This is a genomic window from Methylobacterium sp. J-001 (assembly GCF_022829565.1).
Classification (GTDB): Bacteria; Pseudomonadota; Alphaproteobacteria; order Rhizobiales; family Beijerinckiaceae; genus Methylobacterium.
Genome location: NZ_JAKSYN010000200.1, coordinates 22,703 through 40,060 on the forward strand (window position 1 = coordinate 22,703; position 17,358 = coordinate 40,060).

15 protein-coding genes are annotated in these 17,358 nt (G+C 68.1%); 4 read left to right on the forward strand and 11 right to left on the reverse strand.

The window, feature by feature from the left end:
* The first annotated feature begins 101 nt into the window (after positions 1 to 101).
* The 3 genes from MKK65_RS24450 to MKK65_RS24460 all read left to right on the forward strand — a co-directional run bounded on the left by MKK65_RS24450 (position 102) and on the right by MKK65_RS24460 (position 3,676).
* On the forward strand, positions 102 to 1,640 hold the full coding sequence (locus MKK65_RS24450) for a PAS domain-containing protein (RefSeq protein WP_243960568.1): 1,539 nt from the start codon (positions 102 to 104) through the stop codon (positions 1,638 to 1,640).
* Between the two features lie 57 nt (positions 1,641 to 1,697).
* Positions 1,698 to 2,666 (forward strand): tyrosine recombinase XerC, encoded by a 969-nt coding sequence (locus MKK65_RS24455; RefSeq protein WP_243960569.1) that lies wholly within the window; start codon positions 1,698 to 1,700, stop codon positions 2,664 to 2,666.
* Positions 2,667 to 2,812: 146 nt separating this feature from the next.
* Positions 2,813 to 3,676, forward strand: coding sequence for a response regulator (locus tag MKK65_RS24460; protein ID WP_243960570.1), 864 nt, complete (start codon positions 2,813 to 2,815; stop codon positions 3,674 to 3,676).
* 21 nt (positions 3,677 to 3,697) lie between these two features.
* Here MKK65_RS24460 and lpdA read toward each other — a convergent pair whose 3' ends face one another.
* The 11 genes from lpdA to gloB all read right to left on the reverse strand — a co-directional run bounded on the left by lpdA (position 3,698) and on the right by gloB (position 16,395).
* The gene (lpdA, locus tag MKK65_RS24465; RefSeq protein ID WP_243960571.1) at positions 3,698 to 5,098 is read right to left on the reverse strand and encodes a dihydrolipoyl dehydrogenase; all 1,401 of its coding nucleotides are present in this window, start codon (positions 5,096 to 5,098) and stop codon (positions 3,698 to 3,700) included.
* A 68-nt stretch (positions 5,099 to 5,166) separates the two neighbouring features.
* Entirely contained in the window at positions 5,167 to 5,916 is a 750-nt protein-coding gene (locus MKK65_RS24470) for an SDR family oxidoreductase (RefSeq protein ID WP_243960572.1), read from the reverse strand.
* An 8-nt stretch (positions 5,917 to 5,924) separates the two neighbouring features.
* Positions 5,925 to 6,239, reverse strand: a complete 315-nt coding sequence (locus tag MKK65_RS24475; RefSeq protein ID WP_243960573.1) for a DUF2442 domain-containing protein — start codon at positions 6,237 to 6,239, stop codon at positions 5,925 to 5,927.
* A complete protein-coding gene (locus tag MKK65_RS24480; protein WP_243960574.1) occupies positions 6,236 to 6,490 on the reverse strand; it encodes a DUF4160 domain-containing protein in 255 nt (84 codons plus the stop codon). The genes MKK65_RS24475 and MKK65_RS24480 overlap by 4 nt, the downstream gene beginning before the upstream one ends.
* A 46-nt stretch (positions 6,491 to 6,536) precedes the next feature.
* Positions 6,537 to 7,862, reverse strand: coding sequence for a 2-oxoglutarate dehydrogenase complex dihydrolipoyllysine-residue succinyltransferase (gene odhB, locus MKK65_RS24485; protein ID WP_243960575.1), 1,326 nt, complete (start codon positions 7,860 to 7,862; stop codon positions 6,537 to 6,539).
* A 94-nt stretch (positions 7,863 to 7,956) separates the two neighbouring features.
* Positions 7,957 to 10,947, reverse strand: a complete 2,991-nt coding sequence (locus MKK65_RS24490; RefSeq protein ID WP_243960576.1) for a 2-oxoglutarate dehydrogenase E1 component — start codon at positions 10,945 to 10,947, stop codon at positions 7,957 to 7,959.
* A gap of 157 nt (positions 10,948 to 11,104) precedes the next feature.
* Complete coding sequence (gene sucD, locus MKK65_RS24495) at positions 11,105 to 11,989, reverse strand: succinate--CoA ligase subunit alpha (protein ID WP_058191107.1); 885 nt, start codon at positions 11,987 to 11,989, stop codon at positions 11,105 to 11,107.
* A gap of 2 nt (positions 11,990 to 11,991) precedes the next feature.
* Positions 11,992 to 13,188 (reverse strand): ADP-forming succinate--CoA ligase subunit beta, encoded by a 1,197-nt coding sequence (gene sucC, locus MKK65_RS24500; protein WP_243960577.1) that lies wholly within the window; start codon positions 13,186 to 13,188, stop codon positions 11,992 to 11,994.
* A gap of 116 nt (positions 13,189 to 13,304) precedes the next feature.
* On the reverse strand, positions 13,305 to 14,267 hold the full coding sequence (gene mdh / locus MKK65_RS24505; protein ID WP_243960578.1) for a malate dehydrogenase: 963 nt from the start codon (positions 14,265 to 14,267) through the stop codon (positions 13,305 to 13,307).
* A gap of 425 nt (positions 14,268 to 14,692) precedes the next feature.
* Entirely contained in the window at positions 14,693 to 15,328 is a 636-nt protein-coding gene (locus MKK65_RS24510) for a TetR family transcriptional regulator (RefSeq protein ID WP_279596955.1), read from the reverse strand.
* A gap of 290 nt (positions 15,329 to 15,618) precedes the next feature.
* Positions 15,619 to 16,395 carry a hydroxyacylglutathione hydrolase gene (gene gloB, locus MKK65_RS24515; RefSeq protein ID WP_243960579.1) on the reverse strand — a complete coding sequence of 259 codons (777 nt, stop codon included), beginning with the start codon at positions 16,393 to 16,395 and terminating at the stop codon, positions 15,619 to 15,621.
* Between the two features lie 180 nt (positions 16,396 to 16,575).
* Here gloB and MKK65_RS24520 point away from each other — a divergent pair, with 180 nt between their 5' ends.
* Complete coding sequence (locus MKK65_RS24520; RefSeq protein ID WP_058191102.1) at positions 16,576 to 17,310, forward strand: methyltransferase domain-containing protein; 735 nt, start codon at positions 16,576 to 16,578, stop codon at positions 17,308 to 17,310.
* Positions 17,311 to 17,358: the final 48 nt, after the last annotated feature.

Genomic DNA, 17,358 nt, shown 5'->3' on the forward strand with positions numbered 1-17,358 from the left:
AAGTGCGAGATGCTCATACGCTCAAGATGGGCTAAGACCGATCCTGATTGCTTCCGCGTGCTCTCTCCGGCTTCCGCCGCCCGATCCTCCGCCCCCCGGCCATGTCAGATCCGACCGAGACCGCCCGCCTCCAGGTCCTCCACAGCTACGGCATCCTCGATACGCCACGCGAGCCGGCCTTCGACGACATCGTCACGCTGGCGACGCAGATCTGCGCCGTGCCGGTGGGCCTCGTGAGCCTCGTCGCGGCCGACCGGCAATGGTTCAAGGCCGGGCGCGGCTTCCCGGCCTGCGAGACGCCCCTGAGCCAGTCGGTCTGCGTCCACGCCCTGGATGCCGCCGACGGGCTGATGGTGATCTCCGACCTGACCGCCGATCCGCGTACCCGCGAGAACACCCTGGTGACGGGGGCGCCGTTCATCCGGTTCTATGCCGGGGCGGTGCTTCGGACCGATGACGGCGTGGCGTTCGGGACCCTGTGCGTGATCGACACCGAGCCCCGACCGGCCGGGCTGAGGCCGGATCAGGCTTTCGCGCTGCGGGCGTTGGCGCAGCAAGTGATCGCGCAGCTCGAATTGCGCCGTGCGGTCCGGGAGCGCGAGGTGGCGCTGGCGGCCGAGCGTGCAGCGCGTGTCGCTCTGGCGGTCTCGGAGGAGCGCTACCGCCTCTCGTCGCGGGCGACTACGGACCTGATCTGGGATTGGAACCCGCAGACGGGTCGAATCCACTGGGACGAGGCGCTGTCGGCTCTCTACGGGTATCAGCCGGCGGAGATCGAGCCGAGCAACGACTGGTGGTACGCGCACATCCATCCCGAAGATCGCGACCGCGTCCGCCGCAGCGTCCAAGCGGCCATCGAGGGTGCGCCCCTGCGCTGGAGCGAAGGATACCGTTTTCGTCGTGCCGACGGGACCTACGCCACGGTTCTCAACAGGGCGATCATCGTCCGCACCGCGGAAGGCACGGCCACCCGAATGACCGGCGTGATGCTGGATGCGACCCAGCAGGCCGAGGCCGATGCACATCGCGAGATGCTCAGCCAGGAACTGAGCCATCGGCTGAAGAACACCCTGGCGATGGTCCAGGCGATCGCCTCGCAGACGCTGCGCGACGCACCCGACGTCACCTCGGCGCGCGATGCTCTGCTTCAGCGCCTCCTGGCCCTCGGCAAGGCGCATGACATCCTGCTCGCCGGCAACGCCGAGCGGGCCGGTATGGAGGCGGTGATCCGCGGCGCGCTTGCGCTCCACGACAATGCGCGCGTCGGCCGCCTCCGGATCGAGGGGCCGCCCATCGAGATCGGCCCGAAGGCAGCCCTCGCCCTGGCATTGATGATCCATGAGCTCGCGACCAACGCAGCGAAGTTCGGCGCCCTCTCTGCGGCGGCGGGCCATGTGGCCGTCACCTGGCAGATCGAGACGCTGGCGGGCGGCCCGCAGCTCCGGCTCAGCTGGGTCGAATCCGATGGCCCCCCGGTGGTCCAGCCCTCACGCAAGGGGTTCGGCACCCGCCTGATCGAGCGCGCCTTTGCCGGCACAGTGGCCGGGGACGTCGCCCTGGATTATCAGACGACCGGGCTGCACTGCGTCCTCACCGCGCCCCTGGCCGGGTTTCAGGGCAAGGATGGGATCTTGAGCTGATCGGCCGCGCGTCGGCGCGTTAAGCCCTCGACAACAAAAAACCGGTCGAGTGAAGCCATGAGCGCGCACGATACGGCCGACGACCTGATCCTGCTTCCGGGCGATGCGCGCCTGCGTGAGGTCGTCCATGCCTGGGTCGACGGGCTGGCGCGGGAGCGGCGGATGTCGCCCAACACCGTCGAGGCCTACAGCCGGGACCTGCGCCAGTTCCTGATCCACCTCGCAGCGCGCCAGGGCTTGCCGACCATCCCGATGCTGGTGGCGCTGAAGGTCCGCGACATCCGCGCCTTCATGGCGGCCCGCCGGGCCGACGAGGTGTCCGGGCGCTCGCTGATGCGGATGCTGGCGGGTTTGCGCTCGTTCGGACGCTTCCTGGAGCGCGAGGGCTACGGCAGCGTCTCGGCACTCGGCGGCGTCCGGGCGCCCAAGGTCCCGCGGCGCCTGCCCCGGCCGCTGCCGGTCGCCGCCGCGGTGGCGCTCACCGACACGGCCATCCGGGTCGGCGAGGAGCGCGAGCCCTGGGTGCTGACCCGGGATGCCGCGGTGCTGGCGCTCCTCTACGGGGCTGGCCTGCGCATCTCCGAGGCTCTGGGCCTCACCCGGCGCGACGCGCCGCTGCCGGGCAGCGATCAGGTCACGGTGCTCGGCAAGGGCGGCAAGCAGCGCATGGTGCCGATCCTGCCCGTCGTGGCGCGGGCGGTGGCCGATTACATCGCCGCCTGCCCGTTGCCGCTGCCGCCGGAGGGGCCGCTCTTCGTGGGCGCCCGCGGTGGCCCGCTGTCCCCGCGCATCATCCAGTACACCGTGGCCCGCGCCCGGGGCGCCCTCGGCTTGCCCGAGAGCGCAACGCCGCATGCCCTGCGCCATTCCTTCGCGACCCATCTGCTCGCCCGCCAGGGCGAGTTGCGGGCGATCCAGGAACTACTCGGCCACGCATCCCTGTCGACCACGCAGCTCTACACCCAAGTCGACGCCGCCCGGCTGATGAGCGCCTATACGGCGGCACATCCAAGAGCCGGCCGCTAATCTAACGGCGGGATACCAGTTCCGGGAGCTGTTTTCAGGGCTAAGTTGAGCAGGATATCCCCTATAGTGGCTTATTGGGCCGCCTTTTAAGAGCTTCGTCATGATCTGCATCCATTCTCCGGATCGGGGGATGCGATTGCCGGGACATGGCCATGAAGCTTGAGGAGGCGAAGTCGCCAGCGCGTGTCGTGATCGCGGATTGCGATGCTGGGCGCCGCACCGCCCTGCGGGCGATCGTCGAGCGTTTCGACCCTCAGGCCGTGGTCGACGAGGCCACGTCCGGCCAGGCTTTGTGCGACATCCTTCTCCAGAAACGCCCCAGCCTCGCCTTCGTGGGCCTCCAGCTCGACGACCTGAGCGGGCCCGAGGCGGTCGCGGTGGCGCGCCGGGCCGGCGCCGAGCCGCCCTGCTTGGTCCTAGTCGCCAGCCGCGTGCTGCCGCATTGGCAGGAGATCGCCCAGAGCCTCGGCGCCTACGAGGTGCTGAAGACGCCTCTCGACCCGGGCCATATCGAGCAGCTCCTGCACGCCGATGCCCGCCGCCGCACCCCGACCCGGGCACTGCTCGCCTGCTCCTCGCCTGCCGGGCGCACGGCGATCAGCCGGGTGGTGGCCCGCAGCGGCTTCGCGATCACCCTCGAAGAGACCAATTGCGGCCGCCACGCGCTGAGCCAGCTCAAGCTCGGCGCCTACGACTTCGCGTTCCTCGACGTGAAGCTCAGCGGCATCGAGGGAATGGAACTCGCCTGCCAGATCCAGCCCCTCGGCCTTCCGACCCGGATCACCTTGCTGACCACCTCGGATCTGGAGCCGGTCGCCCAGGCCGGGCGCTATTTCGGGGTCGACGCGGTGCTGCGGATGCCGTTCTACGCCCGCGACATCGACCTGGCGCTGCACAACGCCCTGGGATTGCGCCGGCCTTATCTCCTGAACGCACTCACCGCCCCGCCGGCGCCGAGCGCGTTGCTGCGGATCGCCGATCTGCCGAACGCCCGGCGCAAGATCGCCTGATCCCGCGCCGGGTACTGCCCATCACACGTGGATGGCGCGCTTGGACACGGCGAGCGCCGCTTCCTTGACCGCCTCGGTCAGCGTCGGGTGCGCGTGGCAGGTCCGGGCGATGTCCTCGGAGGAGGCGCCGAACTCCATCGCCACCGCGACCTCGGCGATCAGGTTGCCGGCATCCGCGCCGACGATGTGCACGCCGAGCACCCGGTCGGTCTGGGCGTCGGCCAGAACCTTCACGAAGCCGTCCGTGGTGCCATTCGCCTTGGCCCGGCCGTTTGCCGTGAACGGGAACTTGCCGGCATTGTAGGCGATGCCATCCTTGGTCAGCTCCTCCTCGGTCTTGCCGACGGAAGCCACCTCCGGGAACGTGTAGACCACGTTCGGGATCACCCCGTAATTGACGTGGCCGGACTGGCCGGCCAGCATCTCGGCGATCGCGACGCCCTCGTCCTCGGCCTTGTGGGCGAGCATCGGCCCGGCGATCACGTCGCCGATCGCGTAGATGCCGGTGACGTTGGTGGCGTAATGGGCATCCGTGAGGATCCGGCCCTTGTCGTCGCGCTGCACGCCCACCGTCTCGAGGCCGAGGCCATCGGTGTAGGGCACACGGCCGATCGCCACGAGGACCACGTCCGCCTGCAGGCTCTCCGCCTCGCCGCCGGCTGCCGGCTCCACGGTGACGGTCGCGCCCTTCTTGCCGACCTCGACGCCGGTCACCTTGGTCGACAGCTTGAACAGGATGCCCTGCTTGGTCAGGATCCGCTGGAACTGCTTGCCGACTTCGCCATCCATGCCGGGCAGCACCCGATCGAGATATTCCACCACGGTGACCTCGGCGCCGAGCCGGCGCCAGACCGAGCCCAGCTCCAGCCCGATCACGCCGGCGCCGATCACCAGGAGCTTCTTCGGCACCCGGTCAAGCTCCAGGGCGCCCGTGGAGGAGACCACAACCTTCTCGTCGATGGTCACGCCCGGCAGGCGCGTCACGTCCGACCCGGTGGCGATGACGATGCTCTTGGTCTCGAGCATCTGGTTGCCGCCATCCTCGGACACGACCTCGACCCGGCCGGCGCCCGCGATCTTGCCGGTGCCGTGGAAGGTGTCGACCTTGTTCTTCTTGAGCAGGAACTCGACGCCCTTGGTGTTCCCGGCCACGCCCTCAGCCTTGAAGCCCATCATCTTCTTGAGATCGAGCTTCACGCCGCTGACCTCGATGCCGAGATCGGCGAAGTGCTTGGTTGCCTCCTCATAGGCCTCGGAGGCGTGGAGCAGCGCCTTCGACGGGATGCAGCCGACATTGAGGCAGGTGCCGCCGTGGGTCGCGCGCTTCTCGACCACAGCGGTCCGCAGGCCGAGTTGCGCCGCGCGGATCGCGCAGACATAGCCGCCGGGGCCGGTGCCGATGACGACGAGATCGTAGGACATGGGAGTTCGCTTCCGGTCGGTCATGCCGCCTGGGGCGGTCGGAGAGAAGGGAGTTTGAGAGAGTGGGATCAGCGGCCGCCGCCGACGTCGAGGATGGCGCCCGTGGTGTAGGCGGCCTCGTCCGAAAGCAGCCACACGATCGGCGCGGCCACCTCCTCGGCGGTGCCGGCGCGGCCCATCGGTACGCCGGGCCCGAGGCGCTCGACCCGGTCGGGCTCGCCGCCGCTGGCATGGATCTCCGTGGCGATGATGCCGGGCGCCACCGCGTTGACGCGGATCCCCTCCCCGGCAACTTCGCGGGCAAGCCCGATGGTGAGCGAGTCGATCGCGCCCTTCGAGGCGGCGTAATCGACGAACTGGCTCGGGCCGCCGAGGCGAGCCGCCACCGAGGACAGGTTGACGATGGCGCCCCCTGTCCCGCCGCGCTTGGTCGACATGCGCCGAACCGCCTCCCGGGCGCACAGGAAGCTGCCGACCACGTTGGTGTTCATCATGCGCTGGAGCCGGGCCGCGCTCATGTCGGCGACGTCCGACTTAAGGTCGACCACGCCGGCGTTGTTCACGAGCGCTGCGAGCCGGCCGAGACCGTCGGCGGCCTGGAACAGGGCGAGCACGTCGGCCTCGACGCCGACATCGCTGCGCACCGCCAGCGCCGTGCCGCCCCTGGCAGTGATCGCATCCACCACCGCCTGGGCCGCGGCCGAGTCGGAGACGTAGCTCAGGCAGATCGCGTAGCGGCGCTCTGCCAGGAGCAGCGACACCGCCCGCCCGATGCCCCGGCTGCCGCCGGTGACGATGGCGACGCTTGGTCCGTTCATGGGATCACTCATGCGGCTGCGGCCTGGGTGGATGCGTATCGATCGGCCAAATCTTCGACGATCTGGGTCTCGATCCGGATCCGCGTCGCGTCGGGGCAGAAATCGATCTCGTGCCCGAGGGCGTGGAGATTCCAACCGAAGGTCCAGCCGTCTTCACCGACAGACACCGTCCGGAAATAGGCTTCGTCCTTCAGCGGTGCGAATATCGCACCGTCGGCGATCAGATCCGAAAGGTCGAGGATGCCGCCGACACCGTCATCGAACGTGATGCGGAGCGTCGGATACTGCAGGGGTTCAACAGAGGCGATCCGATGCGTCTTCATTCGATCATTCCCCCGCTGTGGCGGCCGGCCCGAATCTCTCGCCAAACATAGGAAACCTGTTCGCGATTGGCAGCCAGCCACGCACGGATGGCCTTGAGTTTCGCACGCGGCAAAGTCCCGCTGAGGACTTCGCCCGTGACGATCGAAAGCTTCGCCTCCTGGCCAGCAAAGAACGCGTGCAGATGTGGCGGAAGATGATCGTTGAGATAGATCGTGATCCGAACACCCTCGACGATGGCGTTGGTCGGCATCGATCAGCCCGTTGTCGCGATCGATGCCGAGCCATACCGATGGAGCTTAGAGGTCCAGCACGAGGCGGGCCGGATCCTCCAGCGCTTCCTTCACCCGCACCAGGAAGGTCACGGCCTCCTTACCGTCGACGATCCGGTGATCGTATGACAGCGCGAGATACATCATCGGCCGCGCCTCGATCTTGCCGGCGCGGACCACCGGACGCTCCTCGATGCGGTGCATGCCGAGGATGCCCGATTGCGGGGCGTTGAGGATCGGGGTCGACATCAGCGAGCCGTAGATGCCGCCGTTGGTGATCGTGAAGGTGCCGCCCTGCATGTCCTCGATGGACAGCTTGCCGTCGCGGGCCTTCTTGCCGAAGCCGGAGATCGTCTTCTCGATGCCGGCGATGGACAGGTTGTCGGCATCGCGCACCACCGGCACGACCAGGCCCTTATCGGTCCCGACCGCGATGCCGATGTGGTAGTAGTTCTTGTAGACGAGGTCCTGCCCGTCGATCTCGGCATTGACCGCCGGGACGTCCTTGAGGGCGCCGATCACCGCCTTGGTGAAGAAGCCCATGAAGCCGAGCTTGGTGCCGTGCTTCTTCTCGAAGATGTCCTTGTACTGGCTGCGCAGCGCCATCACGGCCGACATGTCGACGTCGTTGAACGTCGTCAGCATCGCGGCGGTGTCCTGCGCGTCCTTGAGGCGGCGCGCGATGGTCTGGCGCAGCTTCGTCATGCGCACGCGCTCCTCGCGCGCGGCATCGTCCGGCGCCGAGGGCGCGCGCGGCAGGGTCGGGCGGGCCTCTCTGGCGGGGGCCGCGGCCGGAGCCGGTCCCTTGGAGATCGCGCCGAGCATGTCGCCCTTGGTGACGCGGCCGTCCTTGCCGGAGCCGTTGATGCCGGACGGGTCGACGCCACTCTCGCGGGCGAGCTTGGCAACGGCCGGGCCGTTGTCGCCGGTCGGGCGCTGCTGGGTCGCCGGGGCGCCCGCCTCGCCATGGTTGCCGTAACCGGCTGAGGATTCCTGAGCCGGCGCCTCGGCCTTCGGGGCGGCGGCCGGCGCCGGAGCCTCGCTGCGGCTCTCGGCCTTGGTCTCAGCGACCGCTTTCGGGGCCGCCGCCTTCTTGCCGCTGCCGGTCGCAGCCCCCGCCTCCACGATCGAGCCCAGCAGCGCGCCAGGCTCGACGGTCTCGCCGTCTTTGGCGAGGATTTCGCCGAGCTGACCGGCCGCCGGGGCGTTGACCTCCAGGGTGACCTTGTCGGTCTCGAGCTCCACGATCGGCTCGTCGGCCGCGACCGTGTCGCCGGGCTTCTTGAACCAGCGGCCGATGGTGGCCTCAGTCACGGATTCGCCGAGCGTCGGGACGAGGATGTCGGTAGCCATGGTCTTTCGCACTTCCGGATCGGTTGGGCCGTACCGGACGGCCTGGAAATGGTGAGGGCGGCGACCTGCTCGGGTCGCCGCCGCGTCTCGAGGATCAGACCGCCAGCGCCTCGTTGAGGAACGCCTGGAGCTGGGCCTGGTGCTTCGACATCTGGCCCACGGCCGTGGACGCGGAGGCCGGTCGCCCGACATAGCGGGCGCGCTTCACCGCGGAGCCGGCTTGGCCGAGGACCCACTCGAGGTACGGCTCGACGAAGGACCAAGGCCCCATGTTCTTGGGCTCTTCCTGGCACCACACCACGTCGGCATTGCGGAACCGTCCCATCTCCGTGGCGAGCGCCTTGAGCGGGAACGGATAGAGCTGCTCGACGCGCATCAGGTAGACGTCGTTGAGGCCACGCTTCTCCCGTTCCTCCAGCAGGTCGTAATAGACCTTGCCGGAACACAGCACGACGCGGCGGATCTTGTCGTCGCGCACCAGCTTGTTGGGTGCGCCCTCTTCCTCGGCATCGTCCCAGAGGACGCGGTGGAAGGTCGAGCCCTCGGCCAGGGCGTCGAGTGTCGAGACCGCCCGCTTGTGGCGCAGCAGTGACTTGGGCGTCATCAGCACGAGCGGCTTGCGGAAGTCCCGCTTCAGCTGCCGGCGCAGGATGTGGAAGTAGTTGGCCGGCGTCGTGACGTTGGCCACCTGCATGTTGTCCTCGGCGCAGGCCTGGAGGTAGCGCTCCAGGCGAGCCGAGGAATGCTCGGGGCCCTGGCCCTCGTAGCCGTGCGGCAGCAGCAGCACGAGGCCGGACATGCGCAGCCACTTGCGCTCGCCGCTCGCGATGAACTGGTCGATCACCACTTGGGCACCGTTGGCGAAGTCACCGAACTGGGCTTCCCACAGGACCAGGGCGTTCGGCTCGGCCAGCGAGTATCCGTACTCGAAGCCGAGCACCGCCTCTTCGGAGAGCATCGAGTTGATGATCTCGATCGAGGCTTGGCCGTCGCGGATGGCGTTGAGCGGCGTGAAGCGCTGCTCGTTTTCCTGATCGATCACCACGGCGTGGCGCTGCGAGAAGGTGCCGCGCTCGACATCCTGGCCGGAGAGCCGGACCCGGTTGCCGTCGAGCAGGGTCGCCCCGAAGGCCAGGGCCTCGGCGGTCGCCCAGTCGATGCCGGCGCCGGTCTCCACGGCCTTCGCGCGGTTGTCCATGAACCGCTGGATCGTGCGATGCAGGTGGAAGCCGGGGGGCGCCTGCGTGATCTTGCGGCCGATCTCCTGCAGGGTCTCGGCTGGCACCGCCGTGCGGCCGCGGCGCGGATCGTCGACATCCTCGTGCACGGCCTTGAAGCCGGACCAGCGGCCGTCGAGCCAATCGGCCTTGTTGGCCTTGTAATTGGTGGCGACGTCGAGCTCGCTGTCGAGCATCTGACGGAACTCGGTCTTGCGCGCGTCCAGCGCCTCTTGGTCGAGGGTGCCGTTTTCCACGAGCCGGCGGCCGTAGGTTTCCAGCACCGAGGGATGTTTGCGAATCCGCTGGTACATCTTCGGCTGGGTGAAGGCCGGCTCGTCGCCCTCGTTGTGGCCGAAGCGGCGGTAGCACAGCATGTCGATGACGACCGGCTTGCCGAATTTCTGGCGGTACTCGACTGCGACCTTGGCCGCAAAGGTCACGGCCTCCGGGTCGTCGCCGTTGCAATGGAAGATCGGGGCCTCGACCATCTTCGCCACGTCCGACGGATAGGGCGACGAGCGCGAGAAGCGCGGGTCGGTGGTGAAGCCGATCTGGTTGTTGATGATGAAGTGCACCGAGCCGCCGGTGCGGTGGCCCTTCAGGCCTGACAGGCCGAAGCACTCCGCGACCACACCCTGGCCCGCGAAGGCGGCGTCGCCGTGGATCAGCAGCGGCAGCACGCTGGAGCGCTGGATGTGGGGCTTGGCCCACTGGTCCTGCTTGGCCCGGACCTTACCCAGCACCACCGGATCGACGATCTCGAGGTGGGACGGGTTGGCGGTGAGCGACAGGTGGACGTTGTTGCCGTCGAAGGCGCGGTCCGAGGAAGCGCCCAGGTGGTACTTCACGTCGCCCGAGCCCTCGACCTCGGCCGGCGAGGCGGAGCCGCCCTTGAACTCGTGGAACACCGCCCGGAACGGCTTGGCCATCACGTTGGTGAGCACGTTGAGCCGGCCGCGATGGGCCATGCCCAGCACGATCTCGCGCACGCCCAGCGCGCCGCCACGCTTGATGATCTGCTCGAGCGCCGGGATCATCGCCTCGCTGCCGTCGAGGCCGAAGCGCTTGGTGCCGGTGTACTTGAGGTCCAGGAACTTTTCGAAACCTTCGGCTTCGATCAGCTTGTTCAGGATAGCCCTGCGGCCTTCAGGCGTAAAAGAGATCTCCTTGTCCTTGCCCTCGATGCGCTCCTGGATCCACGCCTTCTCGGCGGGATCGGAGATGTGCATGAACTCGACGCCGAGGGTCTGGCAATAAGTCCGCTCCAGGATGTCGACGATCTCGCGGATCGTCCCGAACTGGAGGCCGAGCACGTTGTCGAGGAAGATCGGGCGGTCCCAATCGGATTCCTCGGTGAAGCCGTAATGCTGCGGGTGCAACTCCTCGTGGTCGCCGCGCGGGGCCAGACCCAGCGGGTCGAGCTTGGCGTGCAGGTGGCCACGCATGCGGTAGGAGCGGATCAGCATGATCGCCCGCACCGAATCCTTGGTCGCCTGCTCCACCGACACGCCGGTGGTGGCGGCGACGCTGTCGACCGGTTTGCCGGGCTTCGGCTCCTTGGCGTCCCGGGCGACGATCTTGTCGCCGATCGCCTTCTCCAGTGCGCCCCAATTGCCGTCCAGCGCCGAGACCAGCTCGCCGTTGAGCGGCACCGGCCAGTTGGGCTTCTCCCAGGACGCGCCCGCGGCGTTCTTCTCGACGAGGGTCTCGTCCTCGCCCAGACCCTTGAAGAAGGTCTGCCACTCCGGGTCCACCGAGGCCGGGTTGCGGGCGTAGGCCGCTTGCAACTCCTCGATATAGGCGGCGTTGGCGCCGTAGAGGAACGAGGTTTCGAGAAGCGCTTCGTTCACGTCCTGGCGTGCCATGGTCCGTTCATCCTGTCGCGCGGGCAGGCTGGCTGCCCATCCGGCGACCCGCTCGCGGGGCGGATCGCCCTGAAATTGAACCGGGGCGGCAGACCGCCCCGTCCCGTCGATATGGGGGTCGCAGCCTTGCGCTGGCCGCGACGCAGGCGCGCGGCGCTCAGCCCTTCAGGACTTCAACCAGGGTCGAGCCGAGCCGGGCCGGGGATGGCGAAACGCGGATGCCCGCGGCCTCCATGGCGGCGATCTTGTCCTCTGCGCCGCCCTTGCCGCCCGAGATGATCGCGCCCGCATGGCCCATGCGGCGGCCCGGAGGCGCCGTGCGGCCGGCGATGAATCCGACCATCGGCTTCTTGCGCCCGCGCTTGGCCTCGTCCTTCAGGAACTGCGCGGCCTCCTCCTCGGCCGAGCCGCCGATCTCGCCGATCATCACGATCGACTCGGTCTTCGGGTCGGCCAGGAACAGCTCCAGCACGTCGATGAACTCGGTGCCCTTCACCGGGTCGCCGCCGATGCCCACGGCCGTGGTCTGGCCGAGCCCAGCATTCGAAGTCTGGAACACCGCCTCGTAAGTCAGGGTGCCCGAGCGGGACACGATGCCGACCGAGCCCTGGCGGAAGATATTGGCCGGCATGATGCCGATCTTCGACTGGCCGGCGGTGACGATGCCGGGGCAGTTCGGGCCGACGAGGCGCGACTTCGAGCCGACGAGCGCCCGCTTCACCCGCACCATGTCGAGCACCGGGATACCTTCGGTGATGCAGACGATCAGCGGGATTTCCGCGGCGATCGCCTCGCAGATGGCGTCGGCGGCGCCGGGCGGCGGCACGTAGACCACCGAGGCGTCGGCGCCGGTGGCCTCGCGGGCCTCCGCCACCGTGTCGAAGACCGGCAGGCCGAGATGGGTCGCGCCGCCTTTGCCGGGGCTCGTGCCGCCGACCATCTTGGTCCCGTACGCGATCGCCTGCTCGGAGTGGAAGGTCCCGTTCTTGCCGGTAAAGCCCTGGCAGATGACCTTGGTGTTCGCGTCGATCATCACCGACATGATCAGGCTCCCTTCACGGCGGCGACGATCTTCTGAGCGGCGTCGTCGAGGTCGTCCGCCGGGATCACGTTGAGGCCGGAGCCCCGGATGATGTCCTTGCCCTCTTCGACGTTGGTGCCTTCCAGGCGCACCACCAGCGGTACCTGCAGGCCCACCGCCTTGACGGCGGCGATGACGCCGCGGGCGATGACGTCGCACTTCATGATCCCGCCGAAAATGTTGACGAGGATCCCCTTCACCTGCGGGTCGGCGGTGATGATCTTGAACGCCGCGGTGACCTTCTCCTCGGAGGCACCGCCGCCGACGTCGAGGAAGTTGGCCGGGCTCTCGCCGTAGAGCTTGATGATGTCGAGCGTCGCCATGGCGAGGCCGGCGCCGTTGACCATGCAGCCGATCGTGCCGTCCAGCGCGATGTAGGCGAGGTCGTACTTGGACGCCTCGATCTCCTTGGCGTCCTCCTCGGTCTCGTCCCGCAGCGCGACGATGTCGGCGTGCTTGTAGAGGGCGTTCGAGTCGAACGAGATCTTGGCGTCGAGGCACTTGAGATGGCCGTCGCCGGTGAGCACCAGCGGGTTGATCTCCAGCATGCTCATGTCCTTGGACACGAACGCGGTGTAGAGCTTCTCGGTGAGCGAGGCCGCTTCCTTGGCCTGAGTGCCGGTGAGCCCGAGGGCCTTGGCGACCGCACGGCCGTGATGGGGCATCACGCCCGTGGCCGGATCGACCGGGATCGTGTGGATCTTCTCGGGCGTGTCGTGGGCGACCGCCTCGATATCCATGCCGCCCTCGGTGGAGACCACGAAGGCGACGCCGCCGGTGGCGCGGTCGACCAGCATCGAGAGGTAGAATTCCGCGGCGATCTGGGCGCCTTCCTCGATGTAGAGGCGGTTGACCTGCTTGCCGGCCGGCCCGGTCTGGATCGTCACAAGGGTCTGACCGAGCATCTCGCTGGCGTATTGCTTCACCTCGCCGATGGACTTGGTGACCCGCACGCCGCCCTTCGCGCCCTCGGGGGCGCCCATGAAGGTGCCCTTCCCGCGGCCGCCCGCGTGGATCTGGCTCTTCACGACCCAGACCGGGCCGCCGAGCTCCTTGGCGGCGGCCTCGGCCTCCGACGGATCGAAGATCGCCACACCGCGGGAGATCGGCAGGCCGAACTCCTTCAACACGGCCTTGGCCTGGTATTCATGGATGTTCATCGGAGCCTCTTGATGAGGAGCGAATAGGGATTGGCGAGGAGCGAGGAGTTTTCTGAGCGCGAAGCGGTCTTGAGTAGGCCCTATTCGCTATTCCCAACTCGCTATTCGCCTGATTCTTACGCCAGCGAGCCGTCGACGCCCTTGCAGGCCTCGATCAGGCCGGTCACCGAGGCGACGGACTTCTCGAACATGGCCTTCTCGGCCGGGTCGAAGGTCACCTCAAGGACGCGCTCCACACCGCCGGCGCCGATGACGATCGGCACGCCGATGAACATGCCGGTCACGCCGTACTGGCCGTCCAGATAGGCGGCGCAGGGCAGGACCCGCTTCTTGTCGCGCAGGTAGCTCTCGGCCATGGCGATGGCGGAGGCGGCGGGCGCGTAGAAGGCCGAGCCGGTCTTGAGCAGGTTGACGATCTCGCCGCCGCCCTTGCGGGTGCGCTCGACCATAGCGTCGAGCTTCTCCTGGGTGGTCCAGCCGAGCTTGACTAGGTCGGTCAGCGGCACGCCCGCCACCGTCGAGTAACGGGTCAGCGGAACCATGTCGTCGCCGTGGCCGCCGAGCACGAAGGCGGTGACGTCCTCCACGGAGACCTTGAATTCTTCCGCGAGGAAATGGCGGAAGCGCGCCGAGTCGAGCACGCCGGCCATGCCGACGATCTTGTTGGTCGGCAGGCCTGAGAACTTCTGGAGCGCCCAGACCATCGCGTCGAGCGGGTTGGTGATGCAGATCACGAAGGCGTCCGGGGCGTAGCTCTTGATGCCCTCGCCCACCGCCTGCATGACCTTGAGGTTGATGCCGATCAGGTCGTCGCGGCTCATGCCGGGCTTGCGCGGCACGCCGGCGGTGACGATCACCACGTCCGCACCCTTGATGGCGGCATAGTCGCTCGCCCCCGCGTAGGTCGCGTCAAAACCCTCGACCGGGGCGGCCTCGGCGATATCGAGCGCCTTGCCCTGCGGCACGCCGTCGACGATGTCGAACAGCACCACGTCGCCCAGATCCTTCAGGCCAGCCAGGAGGGCCAGGGTGCCGCCGATCTGGCCGGCACCGATGAGCGCGATCTTGTTGCGAGCCATGTCGGATCAACCTCCGCTGCGTATCGTCTTCGGTGGGATCGGCGAGGTGCCGGGACCGTCCGCTGGTCGGCTCCGACACGGGATTCGCCGCTCTGGAATCTGCGCGGCTGTGTGGCCGAAAAGCCTCGTCGCTTCAACCCGATGGGTAGTTGCAGCGGTGGCGGTTCGACTCGCGCCAGCGCTCGGATGTCGCAGGCTCAGCCGATGAAACCTCAATGACGCGAGGGTATTAGGTGCACTGCACTCTGCCCGGTCGCAGTGGCAACGCTCAGATGACAGATTCGAGAGCTTGTCATTTCAGTGTTTCCGGCTCTCTCGTGCTGGGGATCGAACCGTCGCCGGACGGCAGGAAACGCAGAAGGCCCGGACGCGAGGTCCGGGCCTTGAAAGGCATGAGCCGGTGCCGGGCCGCGCGCTACGCGAACTCAGAGGATCCCGGAGCGCAAGACGCGCTGGATCGCGTGAATGACCGCCCCGAACCGGGCCTCGATCAGGTCACGCGGGACCTCGGCGTCGTGCTGGATCGCAAGGGGATGGGTGAAGCGGTAGCTCGCATCGAAAATGTAGGCGATGGCCCGCTCTCGGTCCCGGGCGGAGAAGATGCCGGACGTGATGCCCTCCTCCACCACCCGCTCGACCAGGCTGCGCAGGCGGACGCGGTGCCGCCTGGCTATGGGTCGGGCCGACACCGTGGCGTCGAGATGCACCGCGAACAGGTTCGGCTCGTCGAACAGGGCGTCGCGCTGCACCGTGGCGAGGGCCGTGAGCAGACGCTCGATCTTGTCGTCGGCCGGGTCGGGCGCGTCGGCGATGCCGGCGAGCCGGGCCTCGACTTCGCGCAGCCAGCGTCCGGCCACCGCGTCGAGGAGCGCATCCTTCGACGGGAAGTAGCGGTAGACGTTGGCATGCGTCATGCCGGCTTCAGCTGCGACGGCCACCACCGTCACGCGTTTCGGCCCGAGGCGGGAGAGGTGCTTGGTAGCGATGCCGAGCAGCCGAACATCGGCCGCGACCGGCGCGCGGGGACGGGCGTTCGTTGCGACCTCGCCGGTGTCGCGCAGCGCGTCACCGGCCGTCGTGTCGGTTCCTGGAACCTTGATCTTCGCGCTGATCGCCTCTTCCCTGGCCCCGTCGGACTCTGACTTCAGGAACGGGAGCGGAAGGCGGGAGGTGGACAGGTGGTAGGGCGAGACGGACCCCCATCAGACCGGCGGAAGCGTCCCGGCGCTTCGCGTTGACGTTACGGCTTCCCCCCGGGAGCCCGTTGACTGAGCGGATTGGTACCGCTTGCAAAGGGTATGTGTCAGTTCGGCTTGAGAACGCAACAAAATTTTCTTGGTTATCACCGGCTCTAGAAGCGGTCCTTCCACGCACGCAGTGCCACAAACACCGCTTCCGGATCTGTGCCGGGCGCAAATTCGATTGATTTAGCCAGCGCTGGAAGGTTGCTGCGCAGAAACGGATTGGTCGCGCGCTCTGCGCCCATAGTCGATGGAATCAGGAAACGCCCCTCGGCCTTGGCCCGCTCGGCCTCGGCCTTGCGCGCCATCAAGTCGCGGTTCTCCGGGTCCGCCACAAGGGCGAAGCGAGCATTGGACAGGACGTAGTCGTGGCCGCTGAACACCCGGGTCTCGTCGGTCAGCTGCTCGAATCGGCGCAGGGAGCGCCATAGGGTCTCGGGCGGGCTCTCCATCACACGACCGCAGCCGAGGGTGAACAGCGTGTCCCCCGAGCAGACGATCCCGGCCTCGGCGAACCAGTAGGTGACGTGGTCGGCACAATGGCCGGGGGTCTCCCAAACCTGGGCCAGGAGCCCTCCGACCTGTACGGTATCGCCCTCCCCGACCGTGACATCCACGTCCGGGATGGCGTTGCCCGCCTTGGCGGGGGCCACCACCCGGGCACCGGTGGCGCGCTTCACGTCAGGGATGCCATCGATATGGTCGCCGTGCCGGTGGGTGACCAGGATGTCGGTGAGGCGCCAGCCGGTCTCGTCCAGGGCCTTCAGGACCGGGCCGGCCTCCGGCACATCGATCGCCGCACAGGCGCCGGTTGCGGGATCGCGGATCAGGACGCCGATATTGTCGCTGCGGCACAGGAACGTTTTGATCTCGGTCTCGGCAGCCATCGGATTCCCTCTCCAGGGTACGCGAAGATTCGCAGATGCGGCGAAGCGCAGAATCTGCTGCCGTGAACCGGCGGCGATCAGGCCCGGTTCCGTTGGTGTAACATCCCAAGATGCTTGCCGCGGGCACCGCGGCCCACCATTGAGTCGGAATCGTCGTTCCGGACTCGGTCCTGTTCTTCCATGCGTCTCGACGTCAACGGTTTGCGCGCCTTCTACGCCAGCCCCCTGGGGGTCGAGACGCACCGCGTCGTCGCCCGTGTTCTCCACGGGTTTCTCGGCTCGGTGTCGGGACTGAGCGTCCTCGGGATCGGTTACGCGACGCCCTATCTCGGGCCGATCCACTGCATCGCGGAACGGACCCTCGCCTTCATGCCGGCCACTCAGGGTGTGGTGAACTGGCCGGGCACCGGCCGGTCCTGCACGGCGCTGGCCGACCCGACCATGATGCCGCTGCCCGAGGCCGCCATCGACCGGGTCGTGCTGGTCCACGCTCTCGAATCGGTGGAGAGCCCGACGGAGCTGCTGCAGGAGGTCTGGCGCACCCTCACCCCCGGCGGCCGGATGATCCTGGTGGTGCCCAACCGGCGCGGCGTCTGGGCCCGGCGCGAGGCGACGCCGTTCGGCCACGGCCAGCCCTACAGCCGCTCGCAACTGGGCCGGCTGATGCGCGACACGCTGTTCTCTCCGGAGGGCTGGGCCGAGACCCTGTACATGCCGCCGGTACGCTCGCGGCTGATGCTGCGTACGGGGCCCGCCTGGGAGCGCCTCGGCTCGGGCTTGGCCCTGCCGTTCGCCGGCCTGCACGTCGTCCACGCGACCAAGCAGCTCTACCGCCCGGTGGCGGTCCAGCAGGTGCGCCGTGCCCGCCGCCTCGCCCCCGCCCGGGTGCTGGTGCCGGCACCCTCCCCGGGCTGACGCGCTCGCGACGCTGGCCGTGGCGGCCCGCTTGCTCTAGGCGGCGGC

What these genes read in the sequence shown, in the direction of transcription:
- MKK65_RS24450 (WP_243960568.1), top strand. Translation starts at nt 102, where the DNA reads ATGTCAGATCCGACCGAGACCGCCCGCCTCCAGGTCCTCCACAGCTAC.
- MKK65_RS24455 (WP_243960569.1), top strand. Translation starts at nt 1,698, where the DNA reads ATGAGCGCGCACGATACGGCCGACGACCTGATCCTGCTTCCGGGCGAT.
- MKK65_RS24460 (WP_243960570.1), top strand. Translation starts at nt 2,813, where the DNA reads ATGGCCATGAAGCTTGAGGAGGCGAAGTCGCCAGCGCGTGTCGTGATC.
- lpdA (WP_243960571.1), bottom strand. Translation starts at nt 5,098, where the DNA reads ATGTCCTACGATCTCGTCGTCATCGGCACCGGCCCCGGCGGCTATGTC.
- MKK65_RS24470 (WP_243960572.1), bottom strand. Translation starts at nt 5,916, where the DNA reads ATGAACGGACCAAGCGTCGCCATCGTCACCGGCGGCAGCCGGGGCATC.
- MKK65_RS24475 (WP_243960573.1), bottom strand. Translation starts at nt 6,239, where the DNA reads ATGAAGACGCATCGGATCGCCTCTGTTGAACCCCTGCAGTATCCGACG.
- MKK65_RS24480 (WP_243960574.1), bottom strand. Translation starts at nt 6,490, where the DNA reads ATGCCGACCAACGCCATCGTCGAGGGTGTTCGGATCACGATCTATCTC.
- odhB (WP_243960575.1), bottom strand. Translation starts at nt 7,862, where the DNA reads ATGGCTACCGACATCCTCGTCCCGACGCTCGGCGAATCCGTGACTGAG.
- MKK65_RS24490 (WP_243960576.1), bottom strand. Translation starts at nt 10,947, where the DNA reads ATGGCACGCCAGGACGTGAACGAAGCGCTTCTCGAAACCTCGTTCCTC.
- sucD (WP_058191107.1), bottom strand. Translation starts at nt 11,989, where the DNA reads ATGTCGGTGATGATCGACGCGAACACCAAGGTCATCTGCCAGGGCTTT.
- sucC (WP_243960577.1), bottom strand. Translation starts at nt 13,188, where the DNA reads ATGAACATCCATGAATACCAGGCCAAGGCCGTGTTGAAGGAGTTCGGC.
- mdh (WP_243960578.1), bottom strand. Translation starts at nt 14,267, where the DNA reads ATGGCTCGCAACAAGATCGCGCTCATCGGTGCCGGCCAGATCGGCGGC.
- gloB (WP_243960579.1), bottom strand. Translation starts at nt 16,395, where the DNA reads ATGGCTGCCGAGACCGAGATCAAAACGTTCCTGTGCCGCAGCGACAAT.
- MKK65_RS24520 (WP_058191102.1), top strand. Translation starts at nt 16,576, where the DNA reads ATGCGTCTCGACGTCAACGGTTTGCGCGCCTTCTACGCCAGCCCCCTG.